The 21,113-nt window shown below is 72.7% G+C and carries 17 protein-coding genes; 8 read left to right on the top strand and 9 right to left on the bottom strand.

Going from position 1 to position 21,113, the window contains the following annotated elements; genetic code table 11:
* Window positions 1-4: 4 nt before the first annotated feature.
* The 3 genes from ABEA93_RS03250 to ABEA93_RS03240 all read left to right on the top strand — a co-directional run bounded on the left by ABEA93_RS03250 (window position 5) and on the right by ABEA93_RS03240 (window position 2,733).
* Window positions 5-901 carry a dimethylarginine dimethylaminohydrolase family protein gene (locus ABEA93_RS03250; protein WP_345673701.1) on the top strand — a complete coding sequence of 299 codons (897 nt, stop codon included), beginning with the start codon at window positions 5-7 and terminating at the stop codon, window positions 899-901.
* A 44-nt stretch (window positions 902-945) separates the two neighbouring features.
* Window positions 946-2,157, top strand: a complete 1,212-nt coding sequence (gene rocD, locus ABEA93_RS03245; RefSeq protein WP_345673700.1) for an ornithine--oxo-acid transaminase — start codon at window positions 946-948, stop codon at window positions 2,155-2,157.
* 120 nt (window positions 2,158-2,277) lie between these two features.
* Window positions 2,278-2,733 carry an Lrp/AsnC family transcriptional regulator gene (locus tag ABEA93_RS03240; RefSeq protein ID WP_345673699.1) on the top strand — a complete coding sequence of 152 codons (456 nt, stop codon included), beginning with the start codon at window positions 2,278-2,280 and terminating at the stop codon, window positions 2,731-2,733.
* A 111-nt stretch (window positions 2,734-2,844) separates the two neighbouring features.
* Here the strand turns inward: ABEA93_RS03240 and ABEA93_RS03235 are convergent, their stop codons facing one another.
* The 4 genes from ABEA93_RS03235 to ABEA93_RS03220 all read right to left on the bottom strand — a co-directional run bounded on the left by ABEA93_RS03235 (window position 2,845) and on the right by ABEA93_RS03220 (window position 7,617).
* Window positions 2,845-3,834 (bottom strand): malate dehydrogenase, encoded by a 990-nt coding sequence (locus ABEA93_RS03235; protein WP_345673698.1) that lies wholly within the window; start codon window positions 3,832-3,834, stop codon window positions 2,845-2,847.
* Between the two features lie 167 nt (window positions 3,835-4,001).
* Window positions 4,002-4,409: a DUF3017 domain-containing protein gene (locus ABEA93_RS03230; RefSeq protein ID WP_345673697.1), complete on the bottom strand. Its 408-nt coding sequence runs from the start codon at window positions 4,407-4,409 to the stop codon at window positions 4,002-4,004.
* A gap of 5 nt (window positions 4,410-4,414) precedes the next feature.
* Window positions 4,415-5,281 (bottom strand): bifunctional methylenetetrahydrofolate dehydrogenase/methenyltetrahydrofolate cyclohydrolase, encoded by an 867-nt coding sequence (locus ABEA93_RS03225; protein WP_345673696.1) that lies wholly within the window; start codon window positions 5,279-5,281, stop codon window positions 4,415-4,417.
* Between the two features lie 83 nt (window positions 5,282-5,364).
* Complete coding sequence (locus tag ABEA93_RS03220; RefSeq protein WP_345673695.1) at window positions 5,365-7,617, bottom strand: FUSC family protein; 2,253 nt, start codon at window positions 7,615-7,617, stop codon at window positions 5,365-5,367.
* Window positions 7,618-7,816: 199 nt separating this feature from the next.
* Between ABEA93_RS03220 and ABEA93_RS03215 the strand changes: the two genes are divergently transcribed.
* The 3 genes from ABEA93_RS03215 to ABEA93_RS03205 all read left to right on the top strand — a co-directional run bounded on the left by ABEA93_RS03215 (window position 7,817) and on the right by ABEA93_RS03205 (window position 12,159).
* Window positions 7,817-8,491 carry an RDD family protein gene (locus ABEA93_RS03215; RefSeq protein ID WP_425584789.1) on the top strand — a complete coding sequence of 225 codons (675 nt, stop codon included), beginning with the start codon at window positions 7,817-7,819 and terminating at the stop codon, window positions 8,489-8,491.
* Between the two features lie 261 nt (window positions 8,492-8,752).
* Window positions 8,753-10,438, top strand: a complete 1,686-nt coding sequence (locus ABEA93_RS03210; RefSeq protein WP_345673694.1) for a thioester domain-containing protein — start codon at window positions 8,753-8,755, stop codon at window positions 10,436-10,438.
* 305 nt (window positions 10,439-10,743) lie between these two features.
* Window positions 10,744-12,159 carry a thioester domain-containing protein gene (locus ABEA93_RS03205; protein WP_345673693.1) on the top strand — a complete coding sequence of 472 codons (1,416 nt, stop codon included), beginning with the start codon at window positions 10,744-10,746 and terminating at the stop codon, window positions 12,157-12,159.
* A 142-nt stretch (window positions 12,160-12,301) separates the two neighbouring features.
* Here the strand turns inward: ABEA93_RS03205 and purH are convergent, their stop codons facing one another.
* Together purH and purN are read right to left on the bottom strand one after the other, a co-directional pair.
* Window positions 12,302-13,870 (bottom strand): bifunctional phosphoribosylaminoimidazolecarboxamide formyltransferase/IMP cyclohydrolase, encoded by a 1,569-nt coding sequence (gene purH / locus ABEA93_RS03200; RefSeq protein WP_345673692.1) that lies wholly within the window; start codon window positions 13,868-13,870, stop codon window positions 12,302-12,304.
* The gene (gene purN, locus ABEA93_RS03195) at window positions 13,867-14,511 is read right to left on the bottom strand and encodes a phosphoribosylglycinamide formyltransferase (RefSeq protein WP_345673691.1); all 645 of its coding nucleotides are present in this window, start codon (window positions 14,509-14,511) and stop codon (window positions 13,867-13,869) included. Before purN ends, purH begins: the two co-directional genes overlap by 4 nt.
* 466 nt (window positions 14,512-14,977) lie before the next feature.
* Between purN and ABEA93_RS03190 the strand changes: the two genes are divergently transcribed.
* Complete coding sequence (locus tag ABEA93_RS03190; protein ID WP_345673690.1) at window positions 14,978-15,679, top strand: hypothetical protein; 702 nt, start codon at window positions 14,978-14,980, stop codon at window positions 15,677-15,679.
* Window positions 15,680-15,703: 24 nt separating this feature from the next.
* Here ABEA93_RS03190 and ABEA93_RS03185 read toward each other — a convergent pair whose 3' ends face one another.
* Entirely contained in the window at window positions 15,704-17,125 is a 1,422-nt protein-coding gene (locus ABEA93_RS03185) for a cell division protein PerM (RefSeq protein ID WP_345673688.1), read from the bottom strand.
* 206 nt (window positions 17,126-17,331) lie between these two features.
* On the opposite strand from ABEA93_RS03185, the gene ABEA93_RS03180 reads away from it, so the two are divergent.
* Window positions 17,332-18,570: an RNA polymerase sigma factor gene (locus tag ABEA93_RS03180; RefSeq protein WP_345673687.1), complete on the top strand. Its 1,239-nt coding sequence runs from the start codon at window positions 17,332-17,334 to the stop codon at window positions 18,568-18,570.
* 113 nt (window positions 18,571-18,683) lie between these two features.
* Here the strand turns inward: ABEA93_RS03180 and sucD are convergent, their stop codons facing one another.
* Window positions 18,684-19,568 carry a succinate--CoA ligase subunit alpha gene (gene sucD, locus ABEA93_RS03175; RefSeq protein ID WP_345673686.1) on the bottom strand — a complete coding sequence of 295 codons (885 nt, stop codon included), beginning with the start codon at window positions 19,566-19,568 and terminating at the stop codon, window positions 18,684-18,686.
* A gap of 16 nt (window positions 19,569-19,584) precedes the next feature.
* Window positions 19,585-20,760: an ADP-forming succinate--CoA ligase subunit beta gene (gene sucC, locus ABEA93_RS03170; protein ID WP_345673685.1), complete on the bottom strand. Its 1,176-nt coding sequence runs from the start codon at window positions 20,758-20,760 to the stop codon at window positions 19,585-19,587.
* Window positions 20,761-21,113: the final 353 nt, after the last annotated feature.

The raw sequence follows: 21,113 nt of genomic DNA, 5'->3' as shown, positions 1-21,113 counted from the left end.
TCGCGTGCGTCTGAGCTTCCCGCCGCCCGCGGGCGCACCCGCGGCGGCGCGGCCGGTCCTGCCCGAACGGGCACGCACGCCGCGCGGCCGGGTCCGGCTGCCCCGGCCGCGCCGCCGCGACGCGGCCGGCCGCCCGGCCACGCCGCGGCACTACGTCATGTGCCCGCCGACCCATCTGCCGGCCCACCTGGCGTCCGCGCCGCTGGAGCAGTGGGAGGCGGTCCGCGAAACGCTGCTCGGGCTCGGCCACCGGGTGAGCCTGGTGACGCCGCGCAGCGGCATGCCGGGCATGGTGCTGGCCGGGCACGCCGCGACGGTCGTCGACGGCCGGGTGCTGGGCGCGCGCTACCGGCGCACCGCGCGGCAGCCCGAAGCGCCCGCATACCTGCGCTGGTTCGCCGAGCGCGGGTTCCGCACCCGGCTGGAACCGGTGTTCGCGCACGAGGGCGCGAGCGACCTGCTGCCCGCGGGGCGGCACGTGCTGGCCGCCGCGGGCCCGCACACCGAACTGCGGGCGCACTCCGAGGCCGGGCAGTTCCTCGGGCTGCCGGTGGTGCCGCTGGAGCTGACGGATCCGAGGTTCACCCGCCTGGGCGGCGCCCTGACGGTGCTGACCGACCGCACCGTGGCCTACTTTCCCGGCGCGTTCTCCGCGGCGGCGCGCGAGCGCCTGGCCCGGCTGTTCCCGGAACACCTGCCGGTCGGCGAGGCGGACGCGCTGGCCGGCGGCCTGGACGCGGTGTGCGACGGCCGCACCGTGGTGCTGACCGACCGCGCGCCGGGCCTCGCCGGGCTGCTCGCCCGGCACGGCTTCCGCACCGTCGGGCTCGACGTGTCCGGGCTGGTCTGCCCGGGCGCGGGCGTCCGCAGCTGCGTGTTGGAACTGCGCGACAATCGTTGACAGTCCAGAATTTCCTGAATTGTTCTCGGTAATCGAAGGACGCCATGATCAAGCACGATGAGGAACTGATCGCGCTCGCCGACACCTACAGCGCGCACAACTACCACCCCCTTCCCGTCGTGATCGCGCACGCCGAAGGCGCGTGGATGACGGACGTCGAAGGCCGCCGGTACCTCGACCTGCTGGCCGGGTACTCGGCGCTCAATTTCGGCCACCGCAACCCGCGGCTGATCGAAGCCGCCAAGCGCCAGCTCGACCGGGTCACGCTCACCAGCCGGGCGTTCCACAACGACCGGTTCGCGCCGTTCTGCCACCAGCTCGCCGAGCTGTGCGGCATGGACATGGTGCTCACCATGAACACCGGCGCCGAAGCCGTCGAGACCGCGGTCAAGACAGCCCGCAAGTGGGGCTACGAGGTCAAGGGCGTGCCGGACGGGCGCGCCAAGATCGTGGTCGGCACCGACAACTTCCACGGCCGCACGACCACCATCGTCAGCTTCTCCACCGACGAGGAGGCGCGCCGCCACTTCGGGCCCTACACCCCCGGGTTCGAGGTGCTGCCCTACGGCGACATCGAGACGCTGCGGAACGTGCTGGAAGCCGATCCGGAGATCGTCGCCGTCATGCTGGAGCCGATCCAGGGCGAGGCCGGCGTGCTGGTCCCGCCGCCCGGCTACCTGCCGGAGGTACGGCGCCTGTGCACCGAGCGGAACGTGCTGTTCGTCGCGGACGAGATCCAGTCCGGACTGGGCCGCACCGGGCGGATGTTCGCGTGCGAGCACGAGGGCGTGGTGCCGGACATGTACATCCTCGGCAAGGCGCTCGGCGGCGGCGTGCTGCCGGTGTCCGCGGTGGTGTCCTCACGCGAGGTGCTCGGCGTGTTCAAGCCGGGCGAGCACGGCTCGACGTTCGGCGGGAACCCGCTGGCGTGCGCGGTCGGCCTGGAAGTCCTCGCCATGCTGCGCACCGGCGAGTTCCAGCAGCGGTCCGCGGACCTCGGCGAGCACCTGCACCGGGAGCTGAACGCGCTGGTCGGCGGTCCGGTCACGGCGGTGCGCGGGCGCGGCCTGTGGGCGGGTGTGGACATCGACCCGGAGTTCGGCACGGCGCGCGCGGTGTCGAAGGCGCTGATGGACAAGGGCGTGCTGGTGAAGGACACGCACGGACAGACGATCCGGATCGCGCCGCCGCTGGTCATCGCGAAGGACGACCTGGACTGGGCGCTGGAGCAGCTGCGGTCGGTGCTCGTGCGCTGACCCGGCCGCGCCGGCCGTCGGGAAGCCGGATCCGCCGGGCGGGGCGGCGGGTTCCGCGGTGTCGCACGTCCGGGTGGGAAACCGGTGATTCCGCCCCGCCCGGCGGCGCGGAGGCGCACCATGGGTCCCGTGCCCCTGGACGACCTCGACGAGCAGATCGTCGCGCACCTGATCCGGGATGCCCGTGCCAGCTATGCCGAGATCGGCACGGGCGTCGGGCTGTCCGCGCCTGCCGTGAAGCGGCGGGTGGACCGGCTGCGCGGCACCGGGGTGATCAAGGGCTTCACGGCGCGCATCGATCCGCACGCGCTCGGCTGGACCACCGAGGCCCTCGTCGAGGTGTACTGCGAGCCGCGCACCACCCCGGCGGCGCTGCTCAAGTGCCTGGAGCGGCATCCCGAAGTGGTCCGGGCGGAGACGGTGACCGGCAAGGCCGACGCGGTGGTGCGGCTGCTGGCCGCCGACGTGCGGCATCTGGAGACGGTGCTGGAGCGCATCCGGCTGGAGTCGGTGGTGCGCGAGACGCACAGCACGGTCGTGCTGAGCCGGCTGCTGGAGCGCCCCGGCAACGGCTGACCCGGCGGTCGGGAGACCGCCGAAACGCCGGTGGGCGCCGCCCCCTTCGCGGGGACGGCGCCCACCGGCGCGTGTGCGGTGGCCCGGGACCGGGTCACCGGCGGCACCGGGTCAGATCAGGCCCAGCTCGCGCACCGCGTCGCGCTCTTCGGCCAGTTCGGCGACCGACGCGTCGATGCGCTTGCGGGAGAACTCGTTGATGTCCAGGCCCTGGACGATCTCCCACTTGCCGTCCTTGCAGACCACCGGGAAGGACGAGATGAGGCCCTCGGGCACGCCGTAGGAGCCGTCGGAGACGACGCCCATCGAGGTCCAGTCGCCCGCGGCGGTGCCGTTGACCCAGGTGTGCACGTGGTCGATGGCCGCGTTCGCCGCCGACGCCGCCGAGGACGCGCCGCGCGCCTCGATGATCGCCGCACCGCGCTTGGCGACGGTCGGGATGAACGTGTCGGCGAGCCACGCCTCGTCGTTCACCGTCTCGGCGGCGTTCTTGCCGGCGATCTCCGCGTGGAAGATGTCCGGGTACTGGGTCGCCGAGTGGTTGCCCCAGATCGTCAGCTTGGCGATGTCGGTGACGGCCGCGCCGGTCTTCTGCGCGAGCTGGGAGACCGCGCGGTTGTGGTCGAGGCGGGTCATCGCGGTGAAGCGCTCGGCCGGGACGTCCGGCGCGTGCTGCTGGGCGATCAGCGCGTTGGTGTTGGCCGGGTTGCCGACCACGAGCACCTTGATGTCGTCCGCGGCACCGGCGTTGATCGCCTCGCCCTGCGGCTTGAAGATGCCGCCGTTGGCGGCCAGCAGGTCGCCGCGCTCCATGCCCGCGGTGCGCGGACGAGCACCGACCAGCAGCGCGACGTTGGTGCCCGCGAAGCCGTCGGTCGGGTTGTCGAAGATGTCGATGCCCTTGAGCAGCGGGAACGCGCAGTCGTCCAGCTCCATCGCGGTGCCCTCGGCCGCCTTGACCGCCTGCGGGATCTCCAGGAGACGCAGCTTGACCGGCACGTCCGGGCCGAGCAGGTGCCCCGACGCGATGCGGAAGAGCAGTGCGTAGCCGATCTGGCCGGCCGCACCGGTGACGGTGACGTTGACGGGCGTGCGGGTCATCGTGGCGATCTCCTGCTTTGTGACGGGTGAGGGTTCCCGGCGTCAGCGATATCTCGTGATCGAGATACTTCCATCGGCCACCCTACTCCGCCCGGGCGTCCGCGTTGACCGGTCGGCGCGCCATGTGGGAAACGCCACCGGTGGGGCGGGCGGGTGGCCCCGCCGGGTCAGCCGGTGCGCTCGGGCACCCAGGGGAGGTCGACCACCGCGGGCGGGATGCTCAGGCCCAGCATCACCACCGCGGTGCCGAGCACGAGCATCACCATGACATCGGTGAACCGGCTGCGGACCGCGAGGATGCCCACCTCGCGGACACACAGCCGCAGGACCGCGGCGGCCGCGAGGGTCACGCCGATCATGACGGTGGCCGACCGGAAGCCGAACAGCGCGCCGACCACCAGCGACACGGCGAGCAGCGCGAGGACCAGCACCGCGGGCCATTCGCGCAGGCCCGCGGGTCCGCTCGGCGACGTGCCGCCTTCGGGGACGAACGTGCCGCCCGCGCCGCGCTTTCCGTCCTCGCGGCCGCGCGCCGCGGCCCGGCGGGCGGCACGTCCCGGCACCTCCGGTTCCATCGCCGTCACCCGCGTGCGGCCAACTGGCGCTCGGCGGCCTCGACCACGTTGGTGAGCAGCATCGCGCGGGTCATCGGGCCGACGCCGCCGGGCATCGGGGCGACCCATGCGGCCTTCTCGAACACCTCGGGGTGCACGTCGCCGACCAGGCCCTGCTCGGTGCGGGTGATGCCGACGTCGAGGACGACCGCGCCGGGCTTGACGATGTCCGCGCTCACCAGGCCCGCGACGCCCGCGGCGGCGACGATGATGTCGGCCTCCAGGGCGTGCCGGGTCAGGTCCTTGGTGCCGGTGTGGCACAGCGTCACGGTGGCGTTCTCGGTGCGGCGGGTCAGCAGCAGGCCGATCGGGCGGCCGACGGTGACGCCGCGGCCGATGACGCACACGTCCGCGCCGTTGAGCGGGATGTCGTAGCGGTGCAGCAGTTCGACGATGCCGCGCGGGGTGCACGGGAGCGGCGCGTCCTGGCCGAGCACGAGGCGGCCGAGGTTCATCGGGTGCAGGCCGTCGGCGTCCTTGTCCGGGTCCATGAGTTCGAGGACGCGGTTGGCGTCGAGGCCGCGCGGCAGCGGCAGCTGGACGATGTAGCCGGTGCAGGTCGGGTCCTCGTTCAGCTCGCGGACGACCGCCTCGACCTCTTCCTGCGTCGCGGTCTCGGGCAGCTGCCGCTGGATGCTGGCGATGCCGACCTGCGCGCAGTCGCGGTGCTTGCCCGCGACGTAGGACTTGCTGCCCGGGTCCTCGCCGACCAGCACCGTGCCGAGGCCGGGCTGGATGCCGGCCTGCTTCAGCGCGTCGACCCGGACGGCCAGCTCGGCCTTGATCTGTGCTGCGGTCGCCTTGCCGTCGAGCTTCTGGGCCTGGTGCGCCATCGAGGTTCTCCTGATCCGCGGGGGTGCCGCCCGGGGCCCGCCGGGGCACGGCAGGCCGGGACTGGACTGGGTCGCCGGTTGAGTCACCGCAATTGTCCCGTACTCGGCATCTCGGCTTCACGCACCCTGCGCGGCGGCTCCGGCAACCCTGCCAGGAAGTGCGACGCGAAACCCGGTGCGGGCGGTTGCGCGGCTTCGGTGAGCGCCCGTGCGAGGCGCTTGAGGTGCTGGCGGAGCACCGGGTGCCCCCACAGTTCCGGGAGTTCGGGCGGCACCGGGGCGCGGCGTTCCTCCGCGGCCGAGGCCAGCTCCTGGAGGTAGCGGTCGAGTGCGGCCGCGTCGTCGCCGGGCAGGGCCTCCTCGGCGGGCACCGACGGCTTGAGCGGCGCGGTCATGAGCCGGAAGCCGAGGCGCTGGACGACGATGAGCACCGGCCAGGCGCGTTCCGCCGAAGCGCGGCGGCCGGCGAGTTCGCCGAGTGCGGATTCGTAGGCGTTCCACGCGTCCACGAGTTCGCGGCGGACCGCGGTGCGCAGCCGCAGCCACCTGGCGTTCTCCTCCGCGTTGCCGGTCACCGCGGCTTTGAGCAGCAGGGCTTCGGCGCGGATGGCCCGGCCGAGCGCGGCGGGCAGCCGCCCGGTCGAGGCCCGGCGCCACAGCACGAAGCTGGTGAAGAGGCCGACGCCGAGGCCGAGCAGCATGTCGAGCAGCCGGGTCGGGGCGAGGTCGCCGACGTGGCTGCCGTGCAGCCCGGCGCCGACGAGGAGCAGCGGCACCGGGGTGATGCAGGCGACGCCGACCACGAGGTTGCGGCGCATGACGGTCTGCGCGGCGCCGTACAGCAGCGACACCAGGACGACGATGGCCCACGGGCCCGGCGACAGGTCGTGCAGGAACAGCACGACGATCGCGACGCCGAGGAACGTGCCGATGGCGCGCTGCAGGGCCTTCTCCAGGTCGAGGACGGCGTTGCCGCCCTGCAAGGCGGCCGCCGCGCCGATGGCCACCCACGACGGGTGCACGATCGGCAGGAGCGCCGCCAGCACGGTCGCGGCGCCGACGGCGAGGCCGGTGCGGACGGACACCGGGACGATGAGCGACGCGGGTCCGGCGGCTGCGTGCACGAGTTCGAGCGCGCCGGGGCGTTCGCCCTGGAGCGGGGACGCGCCGGGGATCGCGCATTGGGCGGAGGCTTTGGCCGCTTTGCGCAGCGAAGCGCGCAATTCGCGCTGCCCGTCGGTTTCCGCGTCGTCGAGGAACGCGGGGAGTTCCGGGGTGCGTTCCGGCTGCCCGACGGCGTCCGCCAGGCCGCGCACGAGGTCGCCGATCTGGGGCGGCAGCGGCCGGGAGCGTTCCTCGGCGAGGACTTCGCCGGCGTGGAAGATGTCGAAGACGCGGCGCACGAGCACTTGGAGGCGGCGGACTTCGCCGGACCTGCGGGCGTGCTTGCTGTCCGCGCCGATGAGGGCGACCCATGCGTCGTAGAGCGCGCCGGAGGCCGTGTGCCGTTGGGCGTCGAGCTGTTCGCCGCCGATCGCGTCGAGGAATCCGGCGACGGCGCGGAACGCGTCGGCGATGGCCACGTGTTCGGGATGGTGCGGGCGCACGAGCCAGCCGGACATGGACACCAGCCAGGCGCTCGCGGTGCCGAGGAGGAGCAGCCCGACGTCGGCCGGGATGCCCGACGGGTCCGGGGGCAGGAACGTGCCGATCGCGCACACCAGCGTGAACATGTAGCCGCCGGGGCGGCCGACGCGCAGCGCGCTGCACAGGAACGTCGCGGCGGCGGCGACCACGGTGAGCGTGCACACGCCCGGCCAGGCGTGGCCGGCGACCAGCGCGCCGAGGGCGTAGGCGACGGCGAGGCCGAGGCCGACGGCGGCCAGCACGCGGGCGCGGCGGGCGTAGGGGTCGCGGGTCGCGTAGAGCACGGCGTAGCCGCCGACCGCGGCGGACGCGCCGTTGGCGACCCCGCCGACGGCGGTGACGAGCGCGAACGGGATGCCGACCGCGAACATGGCGCGGGCGCCGTTGGCCCACGCGAACTTGTCGCCGGCCAGCGTCACGATCGGCCGCAGGGTGCTGCGCGGATCGGGGGCGAGGCCCGGCGGGTGGGCGTGCGGGAAGGGCGGCAGCGTGCTCGCCGGCGGGACCGTCGACGATCCCCCCGGCGGTGCTTCGGACGACTCCTCAGGCCGGGGCCGCACGTCGGCCGCCTCGGGCGAGGGCGCTGCCGGGAGGGCGCGGGAAGGAGCCGCGCCGGACGACGGACCGGGCGGCAGAGCGCGCGGCGGCTCGGACGCGGCGCCGAGCTGCGGCCTGGTGTCCTCGGTCATGCTGCCCCCGGAACGATTCACAACAAAGCACAGCAAATCGTAGTGAATCTTCCGCCGATACGTGCTTTGTGCGTAGCTGTGGCATCACGGTCGGCCAAGACACTGCCGCCCGCCGCCGGGGACCGCTACCTTGCCGAGCCACGGCGTGCCCGACCGCGGGCCGCACCGCCCCGCGCGGACGAACCGATCGGAGGGACCCATGGGCATGCCCCCGGGACCGGACAACCCCTACGGGCAGCAGCCGTACGGCCAGCAGCCCCCTCCCCCGCCCGGCTACGGCGCGCCTGCCTACGGCGCCCCGGCGTACGGCCAGCCCGGATACGACCAGCCCGGTTACGGCGCCCCCGGCTACGGCGCCCCCGCCCCGGGCTACGGCGCGCCCGGCTACGGCTACGGGCCGCCGCCCGAGATGCTGGCCGGCTGGGGCAGCCGGGTCGGCGGCACCTTCGTGGACGCGCTCGTCGGGGTCCTGGTCGGCATACCCATGATCGCCGGCTACATCTGGCTGTTCTCCAAGATGGAGAAGACCGGCGAAGTCGACATCAACGGCAACGAGACCATGACGTACGAGGGCGGCCCGGGCCCGATCGTGCTGGTGGTCATCGGCGGTCTGATCGTGTTCGCCTTCATGCTGTGGCAGCTCTACAAGGAGGGCAAGACCGGCCAGACCATCGGCAAGAAGGCCGTCGGCATCCGCGTGCTGCGCGAGGCGGACGGCTCGACGCTGGGCTTCGGCATGGCGTTCGTCCGGCGCCTGGCGCACTTCCTGGACAGCATCTCGTGCGGGATCGGCTACCTGTGGCCGCTGTGGGACGCGAAGAAGCAGACGTTCGCCGACAAGGTGACGAGCACCGTGGTGGTCAAAGCCGGCTGACCCGGACCGACCGACGGCCGGCCCGGCAAAACGGACAAACACATATTTGCCTGCATTATCGTCGGCGATCCGCACGGATCGCCGCCGATGGTGTTTTTCCCGCGCGTTCCCGAAAGCCACCCCGGGAATTCGCCGCCGCGCGAATTGACTTAATCTGCCGCGACCTTGATTCTTTGAGAATCGACGGCTGGGGGGCCGCGCGCCCGGTGACGAGCCCGGGCAGCTGTTAGCCGCGTTCTTTCGCGAGGAGACCTCTTTTTCATGTTTCGGACGATACGGGGCATATCCCGCGCAGGTTCGGCATGCGCCGCGACGGGCCTGGCGGCCGTCGCCGTGATCGGCATGTCGCCCGCCGCGTACGCCGACCAGGGTGGGCTGCGGTTCCAGGGCGCGGTCAAGGATACGAAGGGCGACGTGACCCTCAAGGGCCGCGGCACCTTCTCGACCGAGCTGATGGTACTCAGCACCGGCGGGCCGCAGAGCCCCGAGCTGCTGGTCTACTGCATCGACCTCGAGACCAAGCTGCAGCGGAACGCCGACTACCGCGAGGGCACGTGGGCGGAGTCCTGGCTCAAGGACACCGCGAAGGTCGCGAAGATCAACTGGGTGCTGAACCACTCGTACCCGAAGGTCAAGGACCTCGACGCGCTGGCCAAGTCCGCCGGGTTCAAGCCGAACAAGGGCCTCAGCGCGCAGGAGGCGGTCGAGGCGACCCAGGCGGCCATCTGGCACTACGCCAACGGCGCCGACCTGTCCGACTGGTGGAACGACGACGACGTCGTCGAGCTGTACGACTACCTCACCGGCAAGGCGAACTCCGGTGACGCCAACGAGCCCGGCGCCTCGCTGTCGCTGACGCCGAGCACCGTCTCCGGCAAGGACGGCGACACCCCGGGCGTCGGCCCGGTCACCGTCAAGACCACCGGCACCGAGCCGGTCGCGGTCAAGCTCGACGGCAAGCCGGCGGACGGCGTCCAGCTCGTCGACAAGTCCGGCAAGCCGGTCGACTCGGCGGCGGACGGCACCGAGCTGTACGTCAAGGTGCCGAAGAGCCAGAAGCCGGGCGAGGCGAAGATCTCCGCCACCACGAAGGCCGGCGTCAACATCGGCCGCGTGTTCCTCGGCGACAGCCGCAAGCAGACCCAGACGCTGATCGCGGCCGGCTCGCAGCCGTTCTCGACCAGCGCGTCGGCCACCGTCAAGTGGACGCACCAGGCGGTGCCGGTCCCGTCCGCGGCCTTCAAGGAGGACTGCGTCGAGGGCGGCGTGGCGGTCACGCTGAAGAACACCGGCGACGGGCCGGCGGACTTCAGCGTCAACGGCAAGAAGGTCACCGTCCCGGGCGACTCCGAGAAGCGCGAGTTCGTCAAGGTCGCCGAGGACACCGCGTACAGCGTCAAGGTGACCGGCCCGGGCGGCTTCTCCGAGACGTTCGCGAACACGCTCGACTGCGTCGAGACCCCGACCGAGCCGACCACCCCGCCGACCACGGCCCCGGCCACCACCGCTCCGGCGACGACCGCCCCGGCCACCACGGCTCCGGCCACCACGGCTCCGCCGACCGAGGCGCCGACCACCAAGGCCCCGGAGACCTCCGAGCCGCCGACCACGGCCCCGGCGACCACGTCGGCGCCCGCCACCTCGGCCCCGGCCACCTCGGCGCCCGCCACGTCCGCGGCCCCGGCCACCACGTCCTCCGCGCCCTCCGCGCCCGCGACCGAGGCGTCGCCGTCGGGCAGCAAGCCGCCGGCCACGCCGATCGTCGACGGCGGCACCAGCCCGGAGATCGAGGTCCCGTGGCTTCCGGTGTCGAACAGCCAGGACCTCGCCGAAACCGGCGGCAACGACTCGAACACCGCGCTCATCGCCGGTGCCGCGGGTGCGCTGCTGCTGGCCGGCGGCGGAGCGGTCGTGCTGAGCCGCCGCCGCGGACGCCACCAGTCGTGACACCCGCCGGGTTTGCGGTGATCCGACCGCACCCGGACGGATATCCGGCTTAGCCGCCGGAAAGGGCCCCGCCAGTCGGCGGGGCCTTTTCCCGTTCCTATCCGGACGAATCGCCCGCGTAATTCCCGACGCGCATTTACTTCGAGATTTGTCGACAGACCGATTGGTCAGTGGAAATTCAATACCCGCTGCCTTAAGAAGGTAAAACCCTTGGAACAAGGCTGTGACAATTCTCCGGACGTGTAGCGATCCGCCCCTAAGCTGCAACGCGTCGTTTCGGGCGTGAATTCGAGGGGAAGCGCCAGATGATCCGCATTCAAGAACGCAGGACGGCGGCCCGGCTGTCCGCAATCACCGCAGCGTCGGCTCTGGCGACCGTGGCCGCTCTCGCAGCGGCCGCGCCCGCCATGGCCGACGACGGCGTGCAGGCCACGTACAAGGGCATGGCCTCCGGGCAGACCAACAAGGTCAAGCTCACCGGCCACGGCGAGAAGGACATTCCGGCCGGGCTCATGAACCTCCAGGTCAAGGGTTCGGGGGCGCCGACGCTCTCGGTCTACTGCATCGACCTGGAGAACCCGGTCGGCCAGGGCGACAACTACGCCGAAGGCAAGTGGGACGACACCTGGCTCGGCAAGCGCGCCGACGACGGCGGCAAGGTCAAGTGGATCCTGCTGAACTCGTACCCGACCAAGACGGTCGACCAGCTCAAGGCCGCCACCGGCGCGTCGGGCCTCAACGAGAGCGAGGCGGGGGCCGCGACGCAGGCCGCCATCTGGCACTTCAGCGACCACGCCGACCTCGACCCGGGTGACAAGAAGAACGACCCGGACGTCAAGAAGGTCTACGACTGGCTGGTCCAGAACGCCAAGGTCGAGCCGGGCGAGGGCACCAAGTTCTCGCTGAGCCTGGAGAAGGACGACCTCTCCGGCAAGCCGTCCGACAACCCGGGCGTGGGGCCGTTCACCGTCAAGACCACCGCCGGCGGCAAGGACATCACCGCCAAGATCAAGGACGCTCCGGCGGGCACCAAGCTGGTCGGCAAGGACGGCAAGGAGATCACCGCCAAGGTCGGCAACGGCGACGAGCTGTACGTCAAGCCTCCGGCGGACAGCAAGAAGGGCGAGGCGACCTTCGAGGTCTCCGGCAGCTCCAGCGTCGACGTCGGCCGCGTCTTCAAGGGCGTCCGCAACGGCCAGAGCGTCGCCTCGCAGCTCCTGATCCTGGCCGGCAGCACGCCGGTCAAGGCCACCGCCGACGGCACCGCGAAGTGGGCGACCTCCGGCGCCCTCCCGGCGTTCACCGCCGACGAGAAGTGCGACGAGGGCGGCGTCGAGATCACCGCGACGAACAAGGGCGACGAGGACTTCACCTTCACGCTCGACGGCAAGCAGACCGTGGTCGCGAAGAACGGCGGCACGGTCAAGCAGCTGGTGAAGGTCGCGGAGGACCAGAAGTACGACATCAAGATCGTCGGTCCGGACAACAAGGTCCTCAAGGAATTCACCGGCGTCGTGGACTGCAAGCCGGCCTCGACCACGGGCGGCGGCGGCACCCCGCCGACCACCGCCCCCGCGGCGTCTCCCGCGCCGAGCGGTCCGGAGCTGGCCCAGACCGGTGGCAACGGCTCCAACTCCACGCTGTACATGACCGGCGGCGCGGTGCTGCTGCTCGGCGGCGGCCTGGTGTTCTTCGTCGTGCGGCGCCGCACGGCCCAGTAAGCGCGTGACAGCCCGGTAGTACCGGGAGACCCGCACAACCGAAGGGCCCGGACACGCAGTGCGTGTCCGGGCCCTTCGCCGTTCGTCATCCCGCGGGACAACTCCCGGGATCAGCCGCTCGGTTCGGCGGCCATGCGGCGGCTCAGTGGAAGAAGTGCCGCGTGCCGGTGAAGTACATCGTGATGCCGGCCTTGCGGGCCGCCTCGACGACCAGCTCGTCGCGCACCGAACCACCCGGCTGCACCACGGCCTTCACACCGGCCTCGACCAGCACCTCGAGGCCGTCCGGGAACGGGAAGAACGCGTCGGACGCGGCGACCGCGCCGAGCGCCCGCTCCCCCGCCCGCTGCACCGACAGGCGCGCCGAGTCGACCCGGTTGACCTGGCCCATGCCCACGCCGACCGTGGCGCCGCCGGACGCCAGCAGGATCGCGTTCGACTTCACCGCACGCACCGAGCGCCACGCGAACGCCAGGTCGCGCAGCGTCGCCTCGTCCGCGGCCTCGCCGGTGGCCAGGGTCCAGGTGGCCGGGTCGTCGCCGGTCGCCTGGAAGCGGTCCGTCTCCTGGAGCAGCAGCCCGCCGTCGATCTGCCGGAACTCGACCGGGGAGACCGGGGCTTCGGGAGCGCGCAGCACCCGGATGTTCTTCTTGCGGGCCAGCGCCTCGACGGCGCCGTCCTCGTAGTCCGGGGCCACGATGACCTCGGTGAAGATCTCCGCGACCTGCTCGGCCATCGCCAGCGACACCGGGCGGTTGACCGCGATCACGCCGCCGTACGCCGACACCGGGTCGCACTCGTGGGCCAGGCGGTGCGCCTCGGCCACGTCCGCGCCGATCGCGATGCCGCACGGGTTGGCGTGCTTGATGATCGCGACGCACGGGGCCTCGTGGTCGTAGGCGGCGCGGCGCGCGGCGTCGGTGTCCACGTAGTTGTTGTAGGACATCTCCTTGCCGTGCAGCTGCTCGGCGCCCGCGAGCCCGCCGGAGCCGCTGCTGTACACCGCGGCACCCTGGTGCGGGTTCTCGCCGTACCGCAGGACCGCACGGCGCTGCTCGGCGGAGCCGACGAAGGCCGGGAACTGCTGGTCGTCGACCGGTGCGTACACGCCGGAGAACCAGGACGCGACGGCGACGTCGTACGCGGCGGTGTGCGCGAACGCCTCGCCCGCGAGGCGCTTGCGGGTCGCCAGGTCGAAACCGCCGTCGGCGGCCGCGGCGAGCACGTCCGCGTACCGGTCCGGGCTGGTGACCACCGCGACGGACGGGTGGTTCTTGGCCGCGGCACGCACCATCGACGGGCCGCCGATGTCGATCTGCTCGACGCACTCGTCCGGGGTGGCGCCCGACGCGACGGTCGCCTCGAACGGGTAGAGGTTGACCACCACGAGGTCGAACGGCGCGACGCCCAGCTCGTCGAGCTGCGCGCGGTGCGACTCCAGGCGCAGGTCCGCGAGGATGCCCGCGTGCACGCGCGGGTGCAGGGTCTTGACCCGGCCGTCGAGGCACTCGGGGAAGCCGGTCAGCTCCTCGACCTTGGTGACCGGGACGCCGGCCGCGGCGATCTTGCCGGCCGTGGAGCCGGTCGAGACGAGTTCGACCCCGGCGGCATGCAGCCCCTGGGCGAGCCCCTCAAGCCCGGTCTTGTCGTACACGCTGACCAGCGCGCGGCGGATCGGACGCTTGTTCGGGGAGCTGTCAGGGGTGCTCATGATCCGAATCTGACCTTTCGAGCTTCGATGCGGTAACCCTCGCGGGCGAGGCGGCCCACGATGTCGACGAGCAGGGAGCGCTCGACTGTCTTGATGCGCTCGTGCAGGGCTTCGCCGCCGTCCGCGTCGTCGTCCGGTTCGACCGCGACGACGCCTTGGGCGACGATCGGGCCGGTGTCGACGCCGGCGTCGACGAAGTGGACGGTGCAGCCGGTGACCTTCGCGCCGTACGCCAGCGCGTCGCGGACGCCGTGCGCGCCCGGGAACGACGGCAGCAGCGCGGGGTGGGTGTTGAGGGTGCGCTCGTCATAGCGGCGTAGGAACTCGGGCCCGAGGATCTTCATGAAGCCGGCCGACACGACCAGGTCGGGGGTGTACGCCGCGACCGCGTCGGCGAGCGCGCGGTCCCACGCGGCGCGGTCCGCGAAGTCCGCGACCTTGACGACGAACGTCGGAACCCCGGCCTTCTCCGCCCGGGCCAGCCCGAGGATGTCCGCGCGGTCCGCGCCCACGGCGACGATCTCGGCCCCGTAGGCGGGGTCGGCGGCAGCGTCGAGGAGCGCCTGCAGGTTGGAGCCGGAGCCGGAAACCAGGACGACGAGCCGCGCGGGCCCGGGGGTGCGCGGGGCGTGTACGGCCACTGCGGGGCTCTCTCCGACCAGGGGGGCGAACGGTGGCGATCGGCGGCGCGGCGGCCACGCGGCCCGCCGGCGCGGCGCCTGCCCCGCGGTCCCGCACGAAGGCGGTACGGGGGTCCGGGAACACGCGGGCGGTGCCCGATCGTCAGCAACGATAGCGTCACGGGGTACGGGGTACCGAACCCGGGAGCCGCCGCACGCCCGCCGACGGGTCGCGGCGGGTCCGGGCGGGCCGCCCGGCGGCGGCCGGGGACCGCGTCCGCGGATTGCCGCCCGCGCGCGATCCGCGGGCGGCGCGCACACGTACCATCCCGGGGTAAACGTTCACTTCGGCCGGCTCGACACAGCCAGGCCTGCGGCACGGAGGTAGGGCACTCTGCTGGACGGCGCCAGGCGTGGGATGTACGCGCGTGAGGCAAGGCAGGCGGGTGCCCCTTGGGGATCCGGCACGACGAGGGCGGGCACGCTGATGAATACCGGCAACGACACCGACGAACGGGACCCTTACGCCCCGCCGCCGGAGGGCGCACCCGACCGCCCGCCCGCCGCGCCGTGGAACGTCCCGAGCGCGGGCGGCTCGGGCGGCTCGGGCGGCTCGGGGCCGAACCCGGAGCCGGAGCAGCGCGACCCGTGGGGCCGGCCGCGCCAGGAGCAGCGTCCGGACCGCGACCGGGACCGCGACGAGCAGAAGCCCGCCGACCCGCGCCGCCGGAACGCCCGGATCGCGATGTGGCTCGGCCTGTGGGCGCTGCTCTTCGGACTGATGGTGTCCCAGGAGATCGGCATCGTCATGGGCGTCGCCGCGGTGGTGCTCGGTGTGCGGACGCTGCGCGGCACGTCCGCGCCGCGGGTCGGCCCGCGGGTCGAGCAGGGCCCCGGCGGTACGGCCCACCACCCGGGTCCGGCGCGCCGCGTCGACCGCCCCGCCGTGGTGGCGCCGCAAACCGCGCGCGGCACCGTCACACGCCCGCCGGGCGCGATGGTGGGCCTGGTCACCGGGCTCATGGCGATCGTGTGGGTGCTCAGCGTGTGGAGCTTCCGGTGGTCGCACCAGGACTACTACGACTGCATGGACGCGGCGCTGACCAAGACCGCCGAGCAGTCGTGCAAGCAGGAACTGCCGAGCTACCTGCGGGACAACATCAACGACGTGGACCAAACGCTGTTCTGACGGCGGCCCCTGAGGGGCTGCCCGTCACACCGTCGGGTGCGCGCCCTGGCCCGGCACCGTCACCACGGCCGTGGCGACCTGCGCCGCGGCACGGACCATGCGCCACCGCTGCCAGGCCGCCGCGAGCGCGACCACGGTGGCGACGACCGCGACTTCGGCGGCCACCAGGCCGGCGGTCGTCCACACGTGCGGGCCGACCCGGGTCAGCCGGTGCGCGCCCGCCGCGCCGGTCGCGAGCCACGCCGCCGCGGCGGCGAACAGTCCGGCCACCGGCCCGGACAGGGCGGCGGCGCCGGCCGCGGTGCCGAGCCGTCCCGCGGGAACGCCGCGCGCCGCGACGAGCCCGGCGACGATCCCCGCGGCGGCCGGGACCGCCGTGGTGCACCAGCCCAGCGTCGACGTGCCGGTCGGCAGCGTGCCCAGCAGCGGCAGCGCGGGCACCGCGCCGAGGCTGACCGCCGTGGGCGCGACGGTGGTGCCGACGCCGACCGCGAAGCCCGCGCCGGACGCGTAGGCGACCGCGCACACCACGGCGTTCGGCAGCAGCGCGACGCACAGCAGCGCCAGCGCGAACATGTCCGGCGCTCCTTGCGCGACGCGGTCGGCCAGCCGGGTCACATCGCCGCCGTGCCGCAGCAGCGAGGCGACCACGATGAGCGCGCCGCCGCATGCCAGCGCGCACGCCGCGGCGGTTCCGGCGCGGAGGGCCGCGCGGGCCGGGACGGCGTACGGGCGCAGGCGGTCGGCGGCCGACGGCGGCAGCCGGTCCGGGAGGGTCCGGAACGCACCGGCCCGGAGAAGGCCGTAAACCCCCGCCACGGCCACGGCGGTGGCGGCGGCGACGGGGGCGCGTTCGCGCACCGGCTGGATCGCGGGGGTGGCGGCGACCACGGCGGCGAGATAGGCGAGCGCGGCGTACACCGCCGTGCAGGCGCCGAGCGCGACGAGCGCCGCCTTCGGTTCGCGCGGTTCGCCGCCGGGCGGCCCCGCGCACCGGCGGCCGGCCCGGACCAACACGACCAGCACGGGCACGGTCACGCCGAGCGGGACGATGCCGAGGCGCACCGAGCCGTCCGGCCCGTCGCCCGCCACGTCGAGTCCGACGCGGTGCGCGGCGAGCCAGATCTGGCCTGCGGTGCGCAGGATCCCGCCCGGATCGCCGAAGCCTCCGGCGAGGGCGTCCGCGACCACGGCGGCGAGCACCGGCGCCACCGCGATGCCGACGCCGAGGCCGGCCGCGGCGAGTCCGGCGAGCGCGCCGTCGAAGGCGGCCTGGGTGTGGACGCCGCGCGCGGCGTCGTCGAACGGCTCGGCGCCGTCGGGGAGATCCCGGGAACCCTCGGTCTCCGAGGTCTCCGGGGTCTCCGGGGTCTCCGGCCTCTCCGGCGCGTCCGCAAGGTCCTGGGCGGCGGGGTCCTGTGCGGCGGGTACAGGGGTGTCGCTCACGAGAACTCATGCTGCCAACGCGAGGGCGATCCGCCCGGTATATGGCGTTCGCTCCGCCCGTGTCGGCCGATTCCGACCGCTTATCGGCGGATTCTCTCCGAAATCATCAGGCATATTGCATGACAATTCGCCCGTCGGGGTAACCGCAGCCTTCCGACGATCCTGCGCGCACCAACGCGCGTCCCGGCGACAGGAGTACGGCAGGCATGGACACCGCGGGCTTCGACGCGTTCTACGACCGGACCGCCGCGGATGTCGCCCGCCACGTCTACCTGCTCACCGCGAGCCCGCACCGCGCCGAACACGTGACGTACCGCGCCTACGCCCGCGCCTTCGCCGAATGGGACACCGTCGAGACGCTGCCCGACCCCGACGCCTGGGTCCGCATGCTCGCCTCCGACATGGCCTTGGACCACCTGCACCGTGGCGGGCACCGGATCGGGGCGTGGATACCGCGCGCGGACGGCATCGCCCGCAAGGTCCGCCGTGAGGCACCCGAGCAGTCCGCGGACGAGCCCCCCGCGCCCGCGTCGGACGGGACCGTACCCGACGTCCCCGACCTCACCGGCGACACCGACGCCGCCGCGGCCGCCGACCGGGCCTGGTCGGCCGACGTCGCGCTGCTGCGGGCCCTGCGCCGGCTGCCCGCCCGGCGCCGCCGGGCCGTGGTGCTGCGGCACCACCTCGGCATGTCCGCCGAACAGGTCGCGGTCGAAACCGAGGCGACGACCGGCACCACGGTCGACCGGATCTCCCGCGGCAACCACCAACTCGCCCGGCGCGTGGGCGAATTGACCGGTCCCGACCCGGACTCGCCGGCAGCCCACGAGCGGCTGCAGGCCGTGATGGCCGACCTGACCGGCCGGTACCGGCCGAAGCTGCGCGCCGCCCCCACGGTGCGCACCGGGGCACGGGTGCGGACGGGTGTGCTGGTCGGCGTTGTGTCCGCCGGCGTTCTGGCGCTCGGCGGGTTCGCGGTCGCCGGCATGGCGAGCCCGGGGAAGCTCCCCGACGTACGGGCGGAAGTCCAGCGGTCGCTGGCCGCGCGGGCCGCCGCGGGCGACCCCCTGCGGGCCGACGCCACGGACCGGCCGCGCGACTTCCGCTTCGGGCACACGACCGCGCGCGCCCAGGACGTGCCGGACGGCATGTACGAGCTGGTCACCGTCCAGAGCGCCGCCGACCACGACGGCGGCACCTTCCTGACCGTCGGCACCGCCCGGGTCGGCGACGGCACCGCGAGCGTGCCGCCGCTCCGCGAAGTGCCGCTCGCCGAACAGGTGACCATCCGCGGCGAGAAGTCCTTCGGCAACCGCGAGCCCATGCTCGTCGACCCGCCGAAGTTCCTCGAGAGACTCGCCCAGGGCGGCCTCGCCAAGGCGACGTTCCAACTGCACTACGACGACGACGCCCAGGTCGACAAGATCACCGAGTACTCCCGCTGACCGGCCGGCCCCGGCAACCGCGGAACCCCCAGGGCCGGGCATGCGAACGCCCCCGCCGGAATCCCGGCGGGGGCGTTCGGCCGTCGCGTGCGGCGCCGGCCTGCGGGGGCTTGTCAGCCCTCCATGATCGCGCGCATGAGACGGGCGGTCTCGGACGGCGTCTTGCCGACCTTGACGCCGACCTCTTCGAGCGCGTCCTTCTTCGCCTGGGCGGTGCCGGCCGAGCCGGACACGATGGCGCCGGCGTGGCCCATCGTCTTGCCCTCGGGCGCGGTGAAGCCCGCCACGTAGCCGACGACCGGCTTCGTGATGTGCTCCTTGATGTACGCCGCGGCACGCTCTTCGGCGTCGCCGCCGATCTCGCCGATCATCACGATCGCGTCGGTGTCCGGGTCGTCCTGGAACGCCTGGAGGCAGTCGATGTGCGTGGTGCCGATGATCGGGTCGCCGCCGATGCCGACCGCGGTCGAGAAGCCGATGTCGCGCAGCTCGTACATCATCTGATACGTCAGCGTGCCCGACTTCGACACCAGGCCGATGCGGCCCGGCTTGGTGATGTCGGCCGGGATGATGCCGGCGTTCGACTGGCCCGGCGTGATGAGGCCGGGGCAGTTCGGGCCGATGATGCGGGTCTTGTTGCCCTTGGCGCCGGCGAGCGCCCAGAACGACGCCGTGTCGTGGACCGGCACGCCTTCGGTGATGACGACCGCGAGGGCGATCTCCGCCTCGATCGCCTCGACGACCGCGTCCTTGGTGAACTTCGGCGGGACGAAGATGACCGTGACGTCCGCGCCGGTGGCCTCCATGGCCTCGGCGACGGTGCCGAACACCGGTACCTCGGTGCCGTCGAAGTCGACCTTCTCGCCGGCCTTGCGCGGGTTCACGCCGCCGACGATGTTCGTGCCGGACGCCAGCATGCGGCGGGTGTGCTTCGTACCCTCCGAGCCGGTCATGCCCTGGACGATGACCTTGCTGTCCTTGGTCAGGAAGATAGCCATGTGAGTTCAGGCTCCCTTACTTCGCAGCCGCGAGCTCGGCGGCACGGTCGGCCGCGCCGTCCATGGTGTCCACCTGCTGCACGAGCGGGTGGTTGGCGTCGGTCAGGATCTGCCGGCCGAGCTCGGCGTTGTTGCCGTCGAGGCGGACGACCAGCGGCTTGTCGACCGCTTCGCCCTTGCTCTTCAGCAGCTCGAGCGCCTGCACGATGCCGTTGGCGACCGCGTCGCACGCGGTGATGCCGCCGAACACGTTGACGAAGACCGAGCGGACGGCCGGGTCGCCGAGGATGATCTCCAGGCCGTTCGCCATGACCTCGGCCGACGCGCCGCCGCCGATGTCGAGGAAGTTGGCGGGCTTGACGCCGGCGTGCTTCTCACCGGCGTACGCGACCACGTCGAGGGTGCTCATGACGAGACCCGCGCCGTTGCCGATGATGCCGACCTCGCCGTCGAGCTTGACGTAGTTGAGGCCCTTGGCCTTGGCCGCCGCCTCGAGCGGGTCGGCCGCGTCCTTGTCCTCGAGCGCCGCGTGCTCCGGCTGGCGGAAGTCGGCGTTCTCGTCGAGCGAGACCTTGCCGTCGAGCGCGATGATCTTGCCCTCGCCGGACTTGATCAGCGGGTTGACCTCGACCAGCGTGGCGTCTTCCTTGATGAAGACGGTCCACAGGCTCTTGAGGACCTCGACGATCTGGTCGTGCAGCTCGGCCGGGAACTTCGCGGCCTCGACGATCTCGCGGGCCTTGGCCTCGGTCACGCCCTCGTTCGCGTCGACCGCGATCTTGGCGAGCGCCTCGGGCTTGGTCGCCGCGACCTCTTCGATCTCCATGCCGCCCTCGACGGACGCCATGGCGAGGAAGGTGCGGTTGGTGCGGTCGAGAAGGAAGGAGACGTAGTACTCCTCCGCGATCTCGCCGAGACCCGCCAGCATCACCTTGTGGACGGTGTGGCCCTTGATGTCCATGCCGAGGATGTCGGTGGCCTTCTCGACCGCCTCGTCCGGGCTGAACGCCAGCTTGACGCCACCGGCCTTGCCACGGCCGCCGACCTTGACCTGGGCCTTGACAACGGCCTTGCCGCCCAGGCGCTCGGTCGCGGCGCGCGCGGCCTCAGGGGTGTCGACGACTTCACCGGGGAGAACAGGCACCCCGTGCTTGGCGAAGAGGTCCCTCGCCTGGTACTCGAACAGGTCCACGCGCGTCCGTCCTTGTGATCGCGGTTGTTGTCGGAAGACATCTCGCGCCACGTTCGTCGACCATGAAGGTCCGATGGAGGCCAGGATGGCTCGCCCCCAGGAACCTCTGGTGGACGGCGTCCGTACGCGCGGCTGATCCGCCTTGCAGAGTAACCGGGGCAGGGGCGTGGTCAGAACCGGGGGCTTGATCACATCGCCCGACGTGTCGCGCCGCCGTCCGGGACCGGCCTCCGCACCGGGCCGGATACGTCCCGTTTACACCCCATCCATCGTTGCGTACCCGGCACGCGCGTGCACCCTCCGGCCTCGGCAAGCCGCCGCAGTGTGGCGCAGCCCACGTCCCGATTGCGCGG

Origin of the sequence: Yinghuangia aomiensis (assembly GCF_039542225.1) — a bacterium.
Taxonomy (GTDB): Bacteria; Actinomycetota; Actinomycetes; order Streptomycetales; family Streptomycetaceae; genus Yinghuangia; species Yinghuangia aomiensis.
Note: the sequence above shows the minus strand (reverse complement) of the source record. Positions and strands in the feature narration are given on the sequence as shown.

Coding starts and splice junctions, on each gene's coding strand:
- ABEA93_RS03240 (WP_345673699.1), top strand. CDS start 2,278: ATGGGTCCCGTGCCCCTGGACGACCTCGACGAGCAGATCGTCGCGCAC.
- rocD (WP_345673700.1), top strand. CDS start 946: ATGATCAAGCACGATGAGGAACTGATCGCGCTCGCCGACACCTACAGC.
- ABEA93_RS03190 (WP_345673690.1), top strand. CDS start 14,978: ATGAATACCGGCAACGACACCGACGAACGGGACCCTTACGCCCCGCCG.
- ABEA93_RS03220 (WP_345673695.1), bottom strand. CDS start 7,617: ATGACCGAGGACACCAGGCCGCAGCTCGGCGCCGCGTCCGAGCCGCCG.
- ABEA93_RS03215 (WP_425584789.1), top strand. CDS start 7,817: ATGGGCATGCCCCCGGGACCGGACAACCCCTACGGGCAGCAGCCGTAC.
- ABEA93_RS03225 (WP_345673696.1), bottom strand. CDS start 5,281: ATGGCGCACCAGGCCCAGAAGCTCGACGGCAAGGCGACCGCAGCACAG.
- purH (WP_345673692.1), bottom strand. CDS start 13,870: ATGAGCACCCCTGACAGCTCCCCGAACAAGCGTCCGATCCGCCGCGCG.
- ABEA93_RS03210 (WP_345673694.1), top strand. CDS start 8,753: ATGTTTCGGACGATACGGGGCATATCCCGCGCAGGTTCGGCATGCGCC.
- ABEA93_RS03205 (WP_345673693.1), top strand. CDS start 10,744: ATGATCCGCATTCAAGAACGCAGGACGGCGGCCCGGCTGTCCGCAATC.
- ABEA93_RS03180 (WP_345673687.1), top strand. CDS start 17,332: ATGGACACCGCGGGCTTCGACGCGTTCTACGACCGGACCGCCGCGGAT.
- ABEA93_RS03235 (WP_345673698.1), bottom strand. CDS start 3,834: ATGACCCGCACGCCCGTCAACGTCACCGTCACCGGTGCGGCCGGCCAG.
- sucD (WP_345673686.1), bottom strand. CDS start 19,568: ATGGCTATCTTCCTGACCAAGGACAGCAAGGTCATCGTCCAGGGCATG.
- ABEA93_RS03230 (WP_345673697.1), bottom strand. CDS start 4,409: ATGGAACCGGAGGTGCCGGGACGTGCCGCCCGCCGGGCCGCGGCGCGC.